This window comes from Methylobacterium sp. GXS13, from assembly GCF_001455965.1.
In the GTDB taxonomy this organism is placed as follows: Bacteria; Pseudomonadota; Alphaproteobacteria; order Rhizobiales; family Beijerinckiaceae; genus Methylobacterium.
The window spans coordinates 1-14,839 of sequence record NZ_LKKO01000056.1 but is presented as its reverse complement, the minus strand read 5'-3'; the positions used below and the strand labels follow the sequence as shown (position 1 = coordinate 14,839).

The 14,839-nt window shown below is 70.2% G+C and carries 15 protein-coding genes and 1 pseudogene; 11 read left to right on the top strand and 5 right to left on the bottom strand.

Annotated features, from left to right (window positions below; genetic code table 11):
• Positions 1-54: 54 nt before the first annotated feature.
• From AO398_RS28420 to AO398_RS19635, 3 genes and pseudogenes are all read right to left on the bottom strand, one after another.
• Positions 55-171 (bottom strand): annotated as a pseudogene (locus tag AO398_RS28420) (tRNA delta(2)-isopentenylpyrophosphate transferase); the annotation flags it as partial.
• 310 nt (positions 172-481) lie between these two features.
• Positions 482-706: a hypothetical protein gene (locus AO398_RS19640; RefSeq protein WP_058193881.1), complete on the bottom strand. Its 225-nt coding sequence runs from the start codon at positions 704-706 to the stop codon at positions 482-484.
• A gap of 218 nt (positions 707-924) precedes the next feature.
• Positions 925-1,635, bottom strand: coding sequence for an NAD-dependent deacylase (locus tag AO398_RS19635; protein ID WP_058193880.1), 711 nt, complete (start codon positions 1,633-1,635; stop codon positions 925-927).
• Positions 1,636-1,749: 114 nt separating this feature from the next.
• Between AO398_RS19635 and AO398_RS19630 the strand changes: the two genes are divergently transcribed.
• The 9 genes from AO398_RS19630 to AO398_RS19590 all read left to right on the top strand — a co-directional run bounded on the left by AO398_RS19630 (position 1,750) and on the right by AO398_RS19590 (position 11,065).
• Positions 1,750-2,310 (top strand): isochorismatase family protein, encoded by a 561-nt coding sequence (locus AO398_RS19630; RefSeq protein ID WP_058193879.1) that lies wholly within the window; start codon positions 1,750-1,752, stop codon positions 2,308-2,310.
• Entirely contained in the window at positions 2,307-3,311 is a 1,005-nt protein-coding gene (locus AO398_RS19625; protein ID WP_058193878.1) for a helix-turn-helix domain-containing protein, read from the top strand. The genes AO398_RS19630 and AO398_RS19625 overlap by 4 nt, the downstream gene beginning before the upstream one ends.
• A gap of 201 nt (positions 3,312-3,512) precedes the next feature.
• Entirely contained in the window at positions 3,513-4,940 is a 1,428-nt protein-coding gene (gene hydA, locus AO398_RS19620) for a dihydropyrimidinase (RefSeq protein WP_058193877.1), read from the top strand.
• A gap of 46 nt (positions 4,941-4,986) precedes the next feature.
• The gene (locus AO398_RS19615; protein ID WP_058193876.1) at positions 4,987-5,982 is read left to right on the top strand and encodes an ABC transporter ATP-binding protein; all 996 of its coding nucleotides are present in this window, start codon (positions 4,987-4,989) and stop codon (positions 5,980-5,982) included.
• Positions 5,983-5,998: 16 nt separating this feature from the next.
• On the top strand, positions 5,999-7,261 hold the full coding sequence (locus AO398_RS19610; protein WP_058193875.1) for an extracellular solute-binding protein: 1,263 nt from the start codon (positions 5,999-6,001) through the stop codon (positions 7,259-7,261).
• Positions 7,262-7,369: 108 nt separating this feature from the next.
• Positions 7,370-8,302 carry an ABC transporter permease gene (locus AO398_RS19605; RefSeq protein WP_058193874.1) on the top strand — a complete coding sequence of 311 codons (933 nt, stop codon included), beginning with the start codon at positions 7,370-7,372 and terminating at the stop codon, positions 8,300-8,302.
• 17 nt (positions 8,303-8,319) lie between these two features.
• The gene (locus AO398_RS19600; RefSeq protein ID WP_058193873.1) at positions 8,320-9,213 is read left to right on the top strand and encodes an ABC transporter permease; all 894 of its coding nucleotides are present in this window, start codon (positions 8,320-8,322) and stop codon (positions 9,211-9,213) included.
• Between the two features lie 560 nt (positions 9,214-9,773).
• The gene (locus AO398_RS19595) at positions 9,774-10,217 is read left to right on the top strand and encodes a hypothetical protein (RefSeq protein WP_152997570.1); all 444 of its coding nucleotides are present in this window, start codon (positions 9,774-9,776) and stop codon (positions 10,215-10,217) included.
• Between the two features lie 158 nt (positions 10,218-10,375).
• Entirely contained in the window at positions 10,376-11,065 is a 690-nt protein-coding gene (locus AO398_RS19590) for a 50S ribosomal protein L25/general stress protein Ctc (protein WP_058193871.1), read from the top strand.
• Positions 11,066-11,238: 173 nt separating this feature from the next.
• Here AO398_RS19590 and pdxH read toward each other — a convergent pair whose 3' ends face one another.
• Entirely contained in the window at positions 11,239-11,880 is a 642-nt protein-coding gene (pdxH, locus tag AO398_RS19585) for a pyridoxamine 5'-phosphate oxidase (RefSeq protein WP_082643359.1), read from the bottom strand.
• Positions 11,881-11,972: 92 nt separating this feature from the next.
• On the opposite strand from pdxH, the gene AO398_RS19580 reads away from it, so the two are divergent.
• Positions 11,973-12,461 (top strand): RT0821/Lpp0805 family surface protein, encoded by a 489-nt coding sequence (locus AO398_RS19580; protein ID WP_313902018.1) that lies wholly within the window; start codon positions 11,973-11,975, stop codon positions 12,459-12,461.
• A gap of 48 nt (positions 12,462-12,509) precedes the next feature.
• Here the strand turns inward: AO398_RS19580 and AO398_RS19575 are convergent, their stop codons facing one another.
• A complete protein-coding gene (locus tag AO398_RS19575) occupies positions 12,510-12,800 on the bottom strand; it encodes a hypothetical protein (protein ID WP_058193869.1) in 291 nt (96 codons plus the stop codon).
• A gap of 396 nt (positions 12,801-13,196) precedes the next feature.
• Between AO398_RS19575 and AO398_RS19570 the strand changes: the two genes are divergently transcribed.
• Positions 13,197-14,801 (top strand): hypothetical protein, encoded by a 1,605-nt coding sequence (locus AO398_RS19570; protein ID WP_058193895.1) that lies wholly within the window; start codon positions 13,197-13,199, stop codon positions 14,799-14,801.
• The last annotated feature ends 38 nt before the right edge of the window (positions 14,802-14,839 follow it).

Sequence of the window (14,839 nt, the reverse complement as noted above, 5' to 3'; positions counted from 1 at the left end):
TCGAACACCCGGCACGCCTGCTGAAGCAGGTCGCGGACCAACACCGGTCCGGCCTCACCGCCCAAGGGCGCTGATCTCGATCACGAATTTCCGGCGCAGCGCCCGCGGGAGATCGCAATCGCCAGCCGCGGCCAGCAGGAATGCGCCCGGGCCGCCGAGGACGTGGGCGCGGCATCCGCCCGGCTGGCGATCAACCGCCAGCCGACCGCGAGATCGGCTTTTCGGGGGGATGGGTGCGGTGTGCGACGCCGCGCGGGTAGACCCGCCCTGTTTGTGTGGTCTGCCGGTGGTGGGCTGAAATTCCCTCGCCCCGCGTGCGGGGAGAGGGGAAGCTGCGCCCCAGTCCGAGATGTCTGAGCCTCACGGTGCGATCGGGGATCGCCCGGCTCCGGCGGCGTCGCTCATCTCGGAGGGGTCGATCCCCGGCCCCGGCGGCTGGGGGACGTTCGGGGCGGCCAGGACCCCGCCCCGCGCTACGGCCTCAGGCGGCCGCGGCGGCGAGCGCGTGGGGGTTACCGTTCAGGCCGGCGCAGAGGTCGTCGATCTCGGCGAGATCCAGGGCCTCCCCGGCCCGGGCCGCGATGGTGTCGATCAGGTGGTCCTGGCGTGGGTCGAACGGATGACCCTGCATCCGGTAGAACTGGTAATAGCGCAACGCCGCCAGGACGGTGTCACGCTCGCGGTCGGTTACGGTGAAGTGCTGCATGGGTCTTTGTCTTCCCCTTGTGGCTTCAACGAACGCTTGGGCGGGCCGCGACGCCGAACCCAAGCTTGACCGTTGTAACCGGTGGGCAACTGCCCGAACAGTTCTTGACAGCTCGCGCGGATGTGATTCGCGTCATTTAAGATTCTGGTCCTGTCGTGGGAGACAGGCGTCCGAATCAAAATCGTTTACCCTGGCAACGGTTTGCAGGCCCCGGCAGGTCACAGGTCGAGCGCGGCTAAAAAATGCGGCAGTGCCGTGCTCGCCGGCCCGTAGCGGGCCTCGTCGAACGCATCGGCGTTGTCCGAAGGCTCCAGGTTGATCTCGCAGGTGGGAATGTTGAGGGCCCGGGCCTGCCGGACATAGCCCGCCGCTGGGTAGACCGCCCCCGAGGTCCCCGCGGCCACGAACAGGTCGGCTTCGGCGAGCGCGGCCTCGATCGTGTCGAGTTGCATCGGCATCTCGCCGAACCAGACCACGTCCGGCCGCATCCGGCCCACCGACCCGCAGGCCGGGCAGGACGACGCCCTATTCAGGTCGTCGCGCCAGGGCGTGACCGCCTCGCAGGCGGTGCAACGGGCCTTGAGCAGTTCGCCGTGCATGTGGACCACCGCGCGGGAGCCCGCCCGTTCGTGCAGGTCGTCGACGTTCTGCGTGCACAGGAACAGCTCGCCGCCCCGCTCGGCCAGCCGTGCCGCGGCCCGGGCCAGGGCGACATGGGCCGCGTTCGGCTTCGCCGCGACGACGCCCCGGCGGCGATGGTCGTAGAAGTCGAGCACCGTGTCGGGATCGGCCGCGTAAGCCTCCGGGGTGGCGAGCTTCATCGGGTCGAACCGGGCCCAGATCCCGCCCCGGTCGCGGAACGTGCCGAGCCCGCTCTCGGCCGAAACGCCCGCCCCGGTCAGCACGAAGATCCTCTTGGGTGCGCTCATGCAGCATCCTCTCCGGAATGGCCGGATCTGTCCGCTGGTTGGCTGTGCGGTTTCTTTCGCATGCCGCGCCAGAGGGCGATTCTGCCGCCCGCTTCACCAAGCGGGAGACACGCTATGTCCGATGTTGCGCTGCTGGTCATCGACGTCCAGGAATCCTTCCGTCACCGGCCGTTCTGGGCCGAGACGGATGTGCCGCTCTTCACCGAACGCCTGCAGGCGCTCATCGACGGCGCGATCGCGCGCGCGATTCCCGTCCTGCAGGTGTTCCACGTCGCCGAGACCGGGCCGTTCTCGCTCGCGTCGGGCCATGTCCGCACCCTGGAGCCGATCCTGATCGCGCCGGACGCGATCTTCCACAAGCGTAAGCACAGCGCGCTGGTCGATACCGGCCTCGCGGGCTGGCTGACGCAGCACGGGATCCGCCGGCTGATCGTGTCGGGGATCCGGACCGAGCAGTGCTGCGAGACCACCACCCGCCACGCCTCCGACTGCGGCTGGCAAGTGGATTACGTCACCGAGGCGACCCTGACCTTCGCGATGACCCACCCGGACGGCCGCCGGTTCGAGGCGGAGGACATCAAGGCCCGCACCGAGCTGGTGCTGGTGGACCGCTTCGCCCGCATCGCCACGGTGGAGCAGGCGCTGGCCGGACGGGACCGGCCGGTCGCCGCATGAGCGACACGGCGCGGCGCATCCCGGTGCTGGTGGTCCTGCCGCCGCGCACCCTGCTGCTCGACCTCGCCGGACCGGTCGAGGTCTTGCGCATCGCCGGGGCGGTGCAGGAGCAGGCCGCCTTCGCGGTCCGCTACGTGGCGCCGGATCCGTACACCCGCTGCTCGATCGGGCTGACCCTGAGCGGCGCCGAGCCGCTGCCGGAGGCGATCGCGCCGGGCACCGTGGTGCTCCTGCCCGGCGCGTCGTCCCGGGTGCTCGGCGGCGTGGCCGATCCGGACGACGCAGCCGCCGAAGCGCGGATCGTCGATTGGCTGCGCGGCGCGGTCCGGCCAGGCCACACCCTGGTCACGGTCTGCGAGGGCACGCTGCTGGCGGCCCGGGCCGGCCTGTTCGATGGCTATGCCTGCACCACCCATCACGCGAGCTGTGCCCGGCTCGCCGCCCTGGCGCCCCGGGCGCGGGTGCTGGAAAAGCGGCTGTTCGTGCAAGACCGGGACCGGTTCAGCAGCGCCGGCGTCACCGCGGGCGTCGACCTGATGCTCCACCTCGTCGCCGATTGGGCCGGCCCGGCCGCGGCTTTGGCGGCGGCCCGGACCCTGGTGGTCTACATGCGGCGCGGTGCCGACGACCCGCAGCTCTCGCCCTGGCTGGAGGGTCGCAGCCATCTGCATCCGGTGGTGCATCGGGCCCAGGACGCGATCACCGCCGAACCTGCCCGCGACTGGTCGCCCGAGACCCTGGGCCGCCTTGCGGGGGCGAGCCCGCGCAACCTCGCCCGGCTGTTCCGCATCCATGCCGGGATGACCGTGACCGATGCGGTCAACCGCGCCCGGATCGCGCTCGCCCGGGACCTGATCGCCCAGACCGACCTCGCCCTGGAGCAGGTCGCAGACCGGGCGGGCTTCGGCTCCGCCCGGCACATGCGGCGGGTGTGGAGCCGATTTCATGCGGCCGCCCCCTCGAATCTCCGAACCCAAGTCTCGGTTTCGAAAGGTCCGTGACCTTTCGCGGGTCCAGGGCGGAGCCCTGGTCCATTGGGGCTCCGCCCCAATACCCCGCCAAAGGGCTGAGCCCTTTGGGATCCCCTGACCGCACTCTGGACCCCGCCGGACGGCTGTGCCCTCCTCGCATCGTCCGAATCGGCGCGGACGATGCATCGGCCCGTGCCGACAGGCGCCCGCGGGCGCGGAGGAGTGCGCATCATGCCCGAATTCGACCTGGCGATCCGCGGCGGCACGGTGGTCACGGCGAGCGACACGGTTCGGGCGGATGTCGGCGTGCGCGGCGGGCGGATCGTGGCTGTGGCCGAGCGCATCGCCGACGCCGCCCGGGTGATCGACGCCTCCGGGTTGCTGGTGCTCCCCGGCGGCATCGACAGCCACGTCCACATCGCCCAGGATCCCGGCCCCGGCATCGTCATGGCCGACGATTTCGCCAGCGCCACCCGGGCGGCGGCGGCCGGGGGCAACACCTGCGTGATGCCGTTCGCGGTCCAGCCCCGGGGCGGCTCGCTGCGCGGCGCGGTCGACGCCTATCGGGCGAAGGCCGAGGGCCAGTGCCACGTGGACGTGGCGATCCACATGATCATCTCGGACCCGAGCGAGGCGGTGCTCGGCCAGGAGCTGCCGGCCCTGGTTGCCGACGGCTACACCTCGTTCAAGGTGTTCATGACCTATGACGACCTGGTGCTGAACGACCGCCAGCTGCTGGATGTGTTCCACGTCGCGCGGCGGCAGGGCGCCCGGGTGATGGTCCATGCCGAGGGCTACGACGCGATCCGCTATCTCAGCGACCGGTTGGAGCGGGCCGGCGAGACCAAGCCCTACGGCCACGCCTTGTCCCGGCCCGAGGTGGTCGAGCGCGAGGCGGCCCACCGGGCGATCAGCCATGCCGAGCTGATCGACCTGCCGATCGTCATCGTCCACGTCTCGGGCCGCGAGGCCACCGAGCAGATCGCCTGGGCGCAGGCGCGCGGCCTGAAGATCCGGGCTGAGACCTGCCCGCAATACCTGACGCTGACGGCCGAGCACATGAAGGGGCTCGGGCTCGACGACCCGATGGCGGGCGCGAAATACGTCTGCTCGCCGCCGCCCCGGGACGAGGCCAGCCAGGAGGCGGTCTGGTCCGGCATCCGGCGCGGGATCTTCGACGTGGTCTCCTCGGACCACTCGCCGTTCCGCTACGACGACCCGCAGGGCAAGCTGAACCCGCGCGGGAAATCCTCCTTCCGCTGGATCCCGAACGGCATCCCGGGGGTCGAGACAAGGCTGCCGGTGTTCTTCTCCGAAGGCGTCTCGAAGGGGCGCATCAGCCTCAACCAGTTCGCCGCGCTGACCGCGACGAACCACGCCAAGCTCTACGGCCTGTATCCGCGAAAAGGTTCGATCGCCCCGGGCTTCGACGCCGACCTGACCCTGTGGGATCCGAACAAGCGCGAGACCATCCGCCAGGAGATCCTGCACCACGGCTCCGACTACACCCCCTGGGAGGGGTTTGCGGTCACCGGCTGGCCGGTGATGACCATCGCGGGCGGGCAGGTGATCGCCGAGGACGGCAGGGTCCTGTCCGAGCCGGGCCGCGGCCGGGTGCTCGACCGGGCGGTCGATCCGGCCGAGCGGCAGGGCGCATGACGCCCCCTGGCCCGGCCCTTGCTCTCCGTCTCCGGGGGAGCCTCGCATGAATGTCGAGCTGATCGGCCTGACCAAGCGCTACGGCGCGGCCATTGCGGTCGATGCCATCGACCTCAAGGTGCCGTCCGGGGCCTATTGCTGCCTGCTCGGACCCTCCGGCTGCGGCAAGACCACGACCCTGCGGATGATCGGCGGCCACGAGCGCGCCAGCGCCGGCGACGTGGTGATCGGCCCGAAGGCGGTGGGCGACGCGGCGCCGGCCGAGCGCGGCACCGCCATGATGTTCCAGAGCTATGCCCTGTTCCCGCATCTCGACGCGCGGGACAACGTCGCCTTCAGCCTGCGGATGCGCGGCATCGGTAAGGCCGAGCGCCGGGCCAAGGCGATGGCGATGCTCGACCTCGTGCAGATGGGCCATCTCGCCGGGCGCCTGCCGGCCCAGCTCTCGGGCGGGCAGCAGCAGCGCGTTGCGCTCGCCCGCGCCCTCGTCACCGGCCCGAAGGTTCTGCTGCTCGACGAGCCGCTCTCGGCGCTCGACCCGTTCCTGCGGGTGCGGATGCGGGTCGAGCTGAAGCGGATCCAGACCGAGCTCGGGCTCACCTTCATCCACGTCACCCACAGCCAGGAGGAGGCGATGGCGCTCTCCGACCTCGTGGTGGTGATGAATGCCGGCCGGATCGAGCAGGCCGCCGACCCGCGCACCGTATTCGAGCGGCCGGCCACCGCCTTCGTGGCCCGGTTCATCGGCGGCCACAACGTGATCCGCCTACCCGACGGGATGATCGCCGTGCGGGCGGACCGGATGCGGCTCGGCGCCGAGGCCGGCCCGGAAGCGCTCCCGGCCCGGGTGGTCGCGGTCGAGTACCAGGGCACCAGCGTCCATGTCGGGCTCGATGCCGACGGGCTGGAGCGGGCGCCCGACAGCTCGGCCGCCCTCACCGCCGTGCTCAGCGACGCCGATTTCGCCGCCCGCCCGCTCCGGCCGGGCGACACGGTGCCGGTCGGCTGGGACGAAGCCGCCGCCCACCGCCTCGACGCGTAAGGACTTGGAGACGACCATGGATCTGTTCTCGAAGCCGAGCCGGCGCACGCTGCTGAAGGGCGCCGCGGCCCTGGCGACCACGCCGGTCACCGGCTTCCCGGCGGTGCACGCGGCCGAGCCCGTGACGCTGCGCTACCTCGGCACCGCGGTGAACCAATCCGCCGACATCGCCCGGAAGGTGAAGGAGGATCTCGGCATCACCCTCGAATACATCCCGGTGGTGACCGACGAGGTGACCAAGCGCGTCGTCACCCAGCCGAACTCCTTCGATCTGGTCGACACCGAATATTTCAGCCTCAAGAAGATCCTGCCGTCCGGCAACCTCCAGGGCATGGACGCCAAGCGGATCACGCTGGCCGACAAGATCTCGTCCGTGTTCACCAAGGGCGAGGTGGCCGGCAAGAGGATCGGCGACCAGGGCACGGCGCCCCGGAAGGTGTTCTACCTCGAAGGCCAGGAATCGAAGAAATTTGCCGGCGAACAGACCGGTTGGATCTCGCTGATCCCCACCGTCTACAACGCCGACACGCTAGGCATCCGGCCGGATCTGGTGAAGGTCCCAGTGACGAGCTGGAAGGAGTTGCTGAATCCGGCCTTCAAGGGCCGCGCCGCGATCCTCAACATCCCGTCCATCGGCATCATGGACGCCGCCATGGTGGTGGAGGCCACCGGCGACTACACCTACGGCGACAAGGGCAACATGACGAAGCCCGAGATCGACCGCACCATCAAGCTGCTGATCGAGGCCAAGCGCGCCGGCCAGTTCCGGGCCTTCTGGCAGGACTTCAACGAATCCGTGAACCTGATGGCGTCCGGCGAGACGGTGATCCAGTCGATGTGGTCGCCCGCGGTCACCAAGGTGCGCGCGCAGGGCGTGCCCTGCACCTATCAGCCCCTCAAGGAGGGCTACCGCGCCTGGGCCAGCGGCTTCGGCATCCCCAAGACCCTGAACGGCCGGAAGCTCGACGCCGCCTACGACTTCATCAACTGGTTCCTGTCCGGCTGGGCCGGGGCCTATCTCAACCGCCAGGGCTATTATTCCGCGGTGCTGGAGACCGCGCAGAAGAACATGCAGCCCTACGAGTGGGCGTTCTGGATGGAGGGCAAGCCCGCCGAGAAGGACATCCTGGGCCCCGACGGCACCCTGATCGAGAAGGCCGGCGCCACCCGCGACGGCGGCTCCTTCGACCAGCGCATGGGCTCGGTCGCCTGCTGGAACGCCGTGATGGACGAGAACACCTACATGGTGCGCAAGTGGAACGAGTTCATCGCCGCGTGAGCGCCGTGCCCGACCGCTTCCCCGCTCCGGCTCTCGGGCAAGCCCGAGAGCCGGCCCCCTCCCCCCTTTGCGGGGGAGGGAGACCGCCGCGCCGTCACAGGCCCTCCCGTGAACGACCTCGCCCTCCCCCACACCGGCGAGGCCGCCGCCGCGCCGGTCGCCGCCGCCCCCCAACGGCGCCGGCTAAGCCTGGCCTATCTCCAGGCGGCGCCGCTCGCCCTGGTGTTCCTGGTCTTCCTGGTGGTGCCGCTGTTGCTCACCGGCATCGTGTCGTTCTGGGAATACAACGAATACGCGATCACCCCGGCGCTCACCCTGCAGAACTACGCCGACGTGTTCGACGGCTGCCTGTCGGCCGACCTCTGCACCACAATCCGCACCTATCTCTCGACCGTGAAATTCGTCGCGCTGACCCTGGCGATCACCCTGCCGCTGGGCTTTGCCATCGCCTACTTCCTGGCCTTCCACATCCGCTCGGACACGGTGCGGATGGGCCTGTTCCTGCTCTGCACGATCCCGTTCTGGACCTCGAACGTGATCCGCATGATCTCGTGGATCCCGCTGCTGGGCCGCAACGGCCTGGTCAACGACACGCTCCGCAGCCTCGGGCTGATCAAGGCGCCGATCGAGGGCCTGCTCTATTCCGACTTCGCGGTGGTGCTGGCCTTCGTCCACCTCGACACGGTGTTCATGATCGTGCCGATCTTCAACAGCCTGGCCCGCATCGACCGGTCGCTGATCGAGGCGGCGCGGGATTGCGGAGCCTCCGGATTCCAGACCCTCTGGAACGTGGTGCTGCCGCTCGCCAAGCCCGGCATCGCCATCGGGTCGATCTTCGTGGTCACCCTGGTGATGGGCGACTTCGTCACGGTCGGCGTGATGGGCGGCCAGCAGATCGCCAGCGTCGGCAAGGTGATCCAGGTGCAGATGGCCTACCTGCAGTTCCCGGCGGCGGCCGCCAACGCCGTGGTGCTGCTCGCCGCCGTGCTGCTGATGATCCTGGGGCTCACCCGGATGATCGACCTGCGCCGGGAACTTTGAGAATGGAGCTCTGAGGGATGGACCGGCCGCGCGGCTTTGCCTTCTACGGGCTCGCCGGGATTTTTTCCCTCTACGTCCTGTTCCTGTACGGGCCGACGCTGACGATCCTGGCCTTGAGCTTCCAGGGCCCGTCCGGCGGCCTGACCTTCCCGATGAACGGGGTCTCGACCCACTGGTTCGCCAAGCTGTGGGAGGGGGTCGGCGTCGTCGACATCTGGGCGGCGCTCCGGCGCTCGCTGATGCTCGGGCTGGTGGTGATGGCGCTCACCGTCACCCTGGCGTTCTATGCCGGCCTCGCCTTCCGCAAGGGGTTCCGGGGGGCGGGCCTGGTCTTCGCCCTGGCGGTGTCGAGCCTGATCGTGCCCTCGATCGTGGTCTCGCTCGGGATCGGGCTGGAATTCCGGCTCCTCGACGATGCGGTCAAGGCGGTTGCCGAGGCCACCGGCTGGGGCTTCCTGCAGGACCATGGCACCTTCATGGGCCTCTATACGTCGGCGCTGGGGGCGCATCTCACCTGGACGCTGCCCTTCGGCCTGCTGATCATGTTCGCGGTGTTCAACCGGTTCAGCCCGGCCTACGAGGAGGCCGCCCGCGACCTCGGCGCCACCGGGGCGCAGACGCTGCGGCACGTGGTGGTGCCGATCCTGGCTCCCGCGCTGGTCGGTGTCGCCCTGTTCGGCTTCACCCTGTCCTTCGACGAGCTCGCCCGCACCAGCCAGGCGATCGGCGGCCGCAACACCCTGCCGCTGGAGTTGCAGGGCCTGACCACCACGGTGACGACCCCGGAGATCTACGCGCTGGGCACCACCACGACGGCGTTCTCCGCCCTGGTGATCGCGGCGGCGCTCGGCCTGACCGTGTGGCTGCAACGGCGCCGGGCGCGGCAGGCGCTTGCGGGGCTGCGACCGTAAGGGAGCGGTTGGACGGGTGGTCTGTTGCCGGTTGAAGCGCGGCCCTTTCCCGGATGCCTGGAACGTCAGTGGAAGGCGATCCGGGGCCCAGCAGGCCATGCGCCGCGCAGCGGCACCATCGGGACGCGGCGTTGCTGCAAGCGGACGCTTCGCGTTGTCCTGTGCTGGGTCCCGGGTCGCATTCCGCTGCCGCTGCATGCGCTCGGGAAAAGGGGCGGCGCGCGCATGGCCGTGCGTATGACTTTATCACGCTCATAGCCCGCTGGCGTGTTGTCAGCGCGCGGTCATCCACGCAGCATACGGCTGTTCGAATCGATGAGGTTCGCAGGTGTGGCCGGCTGGCTCCGTTTCCATCGCGGTGACCGATTACGGCCGCGGCAACACGGTGCTGATCGCGATCACGACACCGATCGGACGTTTGGAGGCGGTGGGTGAGCTGGAGCAGATCGGCCGAACATTGTACTTTCGCCGGGCGCACATCCAAGGGCTGCACAGAGGCGCCCCCGGGCGCGCTGGGCTCAACGCAATCGGTGCGGAGATTCTAAGAGAGGCTCAAGTCGATGCGATCGTCATTGAAGGAGGCGCTCGAACGACGGGGGCAGGACCGAAACGAGGCCGGCGACCGCCGCCCTTCCGGTATCCCCGTTGATCTTGTCCTGGAGGCTCCGGGCGCGATCGAGCAGCCGGTGAGCCTCGTGCGGGCGCTGGTGACCTTCGGCCTGGATTTGCGCGAGGCGCATGACGTGGTCGACCGATTGGCTGCCCGGGAGAGCGTCGCCGTCACCCTGACCATGACGCCGGAGAGCGAGTCGTTCTTTTCCCTTCAGAAGCTCGGCGTGACAGCGGACGCCCCGGTAAGAGACGCGACCTCACCGACCGGGGCCACCGCCATTCCCGGGGATGTGCTGAGCGCGATCGATGCGTGGCGCTTGTCCAGGCCGGAGCAACCGACACGGGACGAGGCGATCCGCATCATTCTCCGACGCGGCTTGGCCGCAGCGTAGGCCCCACCCAAACATTGCCAACCCACCCCCATCCGTGTATGCGCACGGCGCGCCCTCCGACACCCTTGGAGGCAGGGGCGCACCGGGAAGGTCACAGCCGTCCGCGTCGGGCGGCTTTTTCGTTTTCCGGATCCAGCCATCATTTGAAGGATCACGCCATGAGCGCAGTCAAGACGCTTGAGGCCGTGGCACGCGACCGGGTCGGCAAGGGGGCCGCCCGGGCCGTTCGTCGCCAGGGTCAAGTTCCCGCCGTCGTGTACGGAGGCGGCCAGCCGCCGCAATCCATCGCCATCGACCTCGTCCGCGCCCGCACCCTGATCTACGCCGGCGGCTTCAAGACCACGCTGTTCGAGATCAAGGCCGGCGGCAAGACCGTCCGGGCGATCCCGCGCGACTTCCAGCTCGACCCGGTCTCCGGCGTCCCGCTGCATGTCGACTTCCTGCGCGTCGTCTCCGGTCAGACCGTGACCGTCGAGGTGCCGGTGCACTTCATCAACGAGGACGCGGCCCCCGGCATCAAGAAGCTCGGCGGCACCCTCAACATCGTCGCCCACACCCTGACCCTCGACGTCGCCCCGGACCAGATCCCGGACGCGATCGAGGTCGACCTGACCGGCCGCGAAATCGGCGACGTGATCCACGTCTCCGACGTCAAGATCCCGGCCGGCACCCACACGGGCGAGCCCACCGATCCGGTGGCCAACATCGTGCCGCCGACCGTGATGGGCGCCGAGGTCGAGGCCGAGGAGGCCGCGATCGCCGAGGCGCAGTCGGCCGAGGCCGCCGAGGAGAAGGCCGAAGAGGCCGCTTCCGAGGACGAAGAGAAGAAGGACGGCGAGGAGGCCTGAGCCTCGTCGCACGCCGCGCATCGTCGAGAGCCCCGGCCCCGCCGGGGCTCTCTTCGTTTCAGGGGTTCCCAAAGGGCTCAGCCCTTTGGCGGGGTTCGGGGGCGGAGCCCACGAGAGCAGCGGGCTCTGCCCGCACCCGCAAAAGGTCTCGACCTTTTGAAACCGGGACTCTGCTACGGATACAGCCGCGACCGGCTCCAGCCGTCGCCCGCGCGGGTGAACCGGACCCGGTCGTGCAGGCGGTAATCGCCGTTCTGCCAGAATTCCAGAGACACCGGCGCGATGCGGAATCCGGTCCAATGCTCGGGCCGGGGAATCGGGCCGTCCTCGTAGCGGGCGGCCAGCTCCGTGACCGTGGCCATCAGCGTGGCGCGGTCGGCGAGCGGGCGGGATTGCTGGCTGGCGATGGCGCCGAGCCGGCTCTCCCGGCGGCGGCTCTCGAAATACGCGTCGGCTTCCTCCGGCGTCACCGGCGAGACCGGCCCGCGGGCGCGGATCTGCCGGCGCAGGCTCTTCCAATGCAGCACCAGGGCGGCCTGAGGGTTCTGGGCCAGCTCCTCGCCCTTGGCGGACTGGATGTTGGTGTAGAACACGAAGCCGTGCGCGTCGAAGCCCTTCAGCAGCACCATGCGCACGTCGGGCAGCCCGTCCGACCCGGCGGTGGCCAGCGCCATCGCGTTCGCATCCTCGGGCTCGGCGGCCTCCGCCTCGCGCATCCAGGCGGAAAACGGCGCGACCGGATCGTCGCTCAGCGTGAAGTCCGAGGTCGGGGCAGGCGCGCCGGCCTTCGGGTCATCGGTCCTTAACTGATCCACGGCAAGACTCCTGCCTGCCGCGTCCAGGGCCTGAGGGGGCACCGACATCGGCATGTTCGGTCGAGCGGATAGCCCGTCGTGAGTCAGGTGTAATGCGGCGATGCGCGTGTAAAGAGCCAAGCCGACGGTTGCGCGCCCCTGTGGCGATGACAGCCCTGTCGCTGGCGATGCTCCTGTCCGGCTGCAGCCAGCCGCTGCTCGTCTTCCGCGGTGAGCCTGCGGCGACGCCCCCCGTGGCCGAAGAGCCCGTGGTCACCGGCAGCATCGAGAAGCGGCCAACGAGCTTCGGGTCCGATCTCGGGGAAGAGGATTGGCGACGCGCCCGCGCGGCGCTGTCGGTCGCCCTCGATCCGCAGGGCAACGGCCGTCCGGTGAAATGGGACAACCCGGAGACCGGCCTGCACGGCGCGGTCAATCCGACCGGCCTGCCCTATGTCGCGGACGACCTGATCTGCCGCAATTTTCTGGCCTCGGTGATCGGGCCCGGCCGCAGCCGCTTCGTGCGCGGCACCGGCTGCAAGCCCTCCGGCGGCCATTGGGTACTCAAGCGGGTCCGGGCCGCCGGATCGGAGCGGTCCTGACCGGCCCGCCGGGGCCCCACAAGGAGGCCCGGCGGATCGCGCTGCCGCTCAGTAGGGATAGCCGTAATAGGGCCGCATGCGCAGGCGCGGCTGGGCGGCCGGGGGTGTCGCGGCGCGGGCGGCAGCCTCGGGATCGTAGGCGCGGATATACGGGTCGAGAGCCGGGTCGCGGTAATTGCCGTTGTTGACGCCGGCCGAACGGTCGTTGCCGCTCAGCGCCGCGTAGGGCGAGAGGCCGCTGCCGCTGTCACCGCCGCCACCGCCGCCGCCCCAGGCGAAGGCCGCACTCGGAAGGCCGATGAGCAGCATCGCGGCCAGCGGCATCATCTTGCGTGTCATGTCGTCTCTCCGCATCACATCTCACGGGCGAACCGCCAAGCCGATCCGCGGGTTCCCGAGGGAGGCCGGGATCACCGCGTGGCATGGTATCACGGTGGTGTTCGGGTGGCTTATCGCCATGCGTAAAAAACAGATCCCGAGATTTTTCAACAGAATCCGCCGCGGATTAACCGCCTGCAATGGTGAACCATCGACCAGACTTGTTTGATCGCTCCAGAGAGCGATAGCATTCGATCATGTGATAACCGTATCGATGGTTGTCTTCGGGCGTCGTCAGGGTTCGCGGTGAGCGTCGTTACGGGATTCAGCACGCCGCCGATGGGAGCCTCGCCGGGAACGGGGATCGTCGGCCTGCGGGACGGGGCCCCTCCACACCCCGGCAGCATCGTCCACCGGATGGACCGGTCGATCGGGGCCGCGAATCGCCCCCCCGCCGGGACCAGCCGCGGGCCGGTCCGGCCGGAGCCCCGCAGGGTCGCGGTGCCGCCGGCGGCGCGGCAGATCACCGTGCGGCTCGACCGCCGGACCCTGCGCGGCTGGCATATCCGCCTCCTCGATCAGCTCGGCCAGCGGGCGGAGCGGCGCCTGCGGGTCGAATGGGTCGCGGGCGCCCATGGGCTGCCGCCCAATGCGGAGCTGCTGTTCCGCCTGGAAGCGGCGATCCACGGCCTGCCCCGCCCGGGCTTGGCCACCGCGGCCGAGCCGATGGCGTTCGCCGCCTACGGGACGGATGCCGCGGCGGACGAGCCCGACCTCGTCCTCGACCTCTCCGGCGCCCGCGCCGGATCCGACGCGGGTCGCCCGGTCTGGCGGCTCGACTTCGACGGGATGCCGGGCGAGGCCGGCCTGCTGGCCGCCCTGTTCGCCGGGCGGGCCCCGGTGGCGGCCCTGCGGGGTCCCGACGGATCCCCGGTGGCGGTCGGGCGCCTCGGCGCGGAATCCCACACGGTGATGCTCGTCGCCTTCGAGGATTATCTCGCCCGCAGCATCACGCTGATCACCGGGGCCCTCGACGGCGCCGCCTCGCCGCGCCTCCCGGACGGATCCGAGGCGCCGCTGCAGCCGGGGTCGCGGTTCGACCTCGGCGGCCTCGGCGTCAGCCGGCGCGCCGCGAGCGGGCTCGCCCGGCAGATCGCCCGCCGGCTCTACGCCCTCTGCTTCCACAGCCCGCAATGGCGCGTCGGCTGGCGGCGGGTCGTTGGCCCCGATCTGATCGACCTGCGCCGCCATCCCGAGGGCGGCTGGACCGACCTGCCCGATGACGGGCGCCGCTTCTACGCCGACCCGTTCGCGATCGCCCATGGCGGATCCGTCACCCTGTTCGTCGAGGAATTCGATTATCGCCGCGGCAAGGGCGTGATCTCGGCGCTGGGCTTCGATGAATCCGGGCCGCGCGGTCGCCCAGAGCCGGTGCTGGAGCTCGAGACCCACCTCTCCTACCCGTTCGTGTTCGAGGCGGACGGCGCGGTCTGGATGATCCCGGAATCCCACGCCTCGGGTACGATCGACCTGTACCGGGCGACCGCCTTCCCGGGGGGCTGGGTGCACGAGGCGGTGCTGGTCGATCACGTGGTCGCGGGCGACGCCACGCTGGTGCGTCACGACGGGTGCTGGTGGATGTTCGCCACGGTCCGGGCCGGCGGGGGCAGCTATTCCGACACCCTCCACCTCTGGCACGCGCCGCATTTCCGCGGCCCCTGGACGCCGCATCCGCGCAACCCCGTGCTGATCGATGTCGGCTCGGCCCGGGCGGCCGGGCCGATCGTGGCCCGCGACGGCGCCCTGATCCGGCCGGTGCAGGATTGCCGCCAGGGCTACGGCGCGGCGCTCGGCCTCGCCCGGATCCTGCGGCTCGACGCCGACGGCTACGAGCAGCGGGTCGAGACGCGCCTCGGCCCCGGGGCGGCCTGGCCCGGCTCCCGCCTGCACATGCTGAGCGCGGCCGGCGGCTTCGAGGTCATCGACGGCTCGCGCCGGGCGCGGTCGCGGCTGCTGGGGTGATCCGGCACGGGCAGCGGCCGGGCGGGGGCAGATGCTGA

Coding starts and splice junctions, on each gene's coding strand:
- AO398_RS19640 (WP_058193881.1), bottom strand. CDS start 706: ATGCAGCACTTCACCGTAACCGACCGCGAGCGTGACACCGTCCTGGCG.
- AO398_RS19635 (WP_058193880.1), bottom strand. CDS start 1,635: ATGAGCGCACCCAAGAGGATCTTCGTGCTGACCGGGGCGGGCGTTTCG.
- AO398_RS19630 (WP_058193879.1), top strand. CDS start 1,750: ATGTCCGATGTTGCGCTGCTGGTCATCGACGTCCAGGAATCCTTCCGT.
- AO398_RS19625 (WP_058193878.1), top strand. CDS start 2,307: ATGAGCGACACGGCGCGGCGCATCCCGGTGCTGGTGGTCCTGCCGCCG.
- hydA (WP_058193877.1), top strand. CDS start 3,513: ATGCCCGAATTCGACCTGGCGATCCGCGGCGGCACGGTGGTCACGGCG.
- AO398_RS19615 (WP_058193876.1), top strand. CDS start 4,987: ATGAATGTCGAGCTGATCGGCCTGACCAAGCGCTACGGCGCGGCCATT.
- AO398_RS19610 (WP_058193875.1), top strand. CDS start 5,999: ATGGATCTGTTCTCGAAGCCGAGCCGGCGCACGCTGCTGAAGGGCGCC.
- AO398_RS19600 (WP_058193873.1), top strand. CDS start 8,320: ATGGACCGGCCGCGCGGCTTTGCCTTCTACGGGCTCGCCGGGATTTTT.
- AO398_RS19595 (WP_152997570.1), top strand. CDS start 9,774: ATGCGATCGTCATTGAAGGAGGCGCTCGAACGACGGGGGCAGGACCGA.
- AO398_RS19590 (WP_058193871.1), top strand. CDS start 10,376: ATGAGCGCAGTCAAGACGCTTGAGGCCGTGGCACGCGACCGGGTCGGC.
- AO398_RS19580 (WP_313902018.1), top strand. CDS start 11,973: ATGCGGCGATGCGCGTGTAAAGAGCCAAGCCGACGGTTGCGCGCCCCT.
- AO398_RS19575 (WP_058193869.1), bottom strand. CDS start 12,800: ATGACACGCAAGATGATGCCGCTGGCCGCGATGCTGCTCATCGGCCTT.
- AO398_RS19570 (WP_058193895.1), top strand. CDS start 13,197: ATGGACCGGTCGATCGGGGCCGCGAATCGCCCCCCCGCCGGGACCAGC.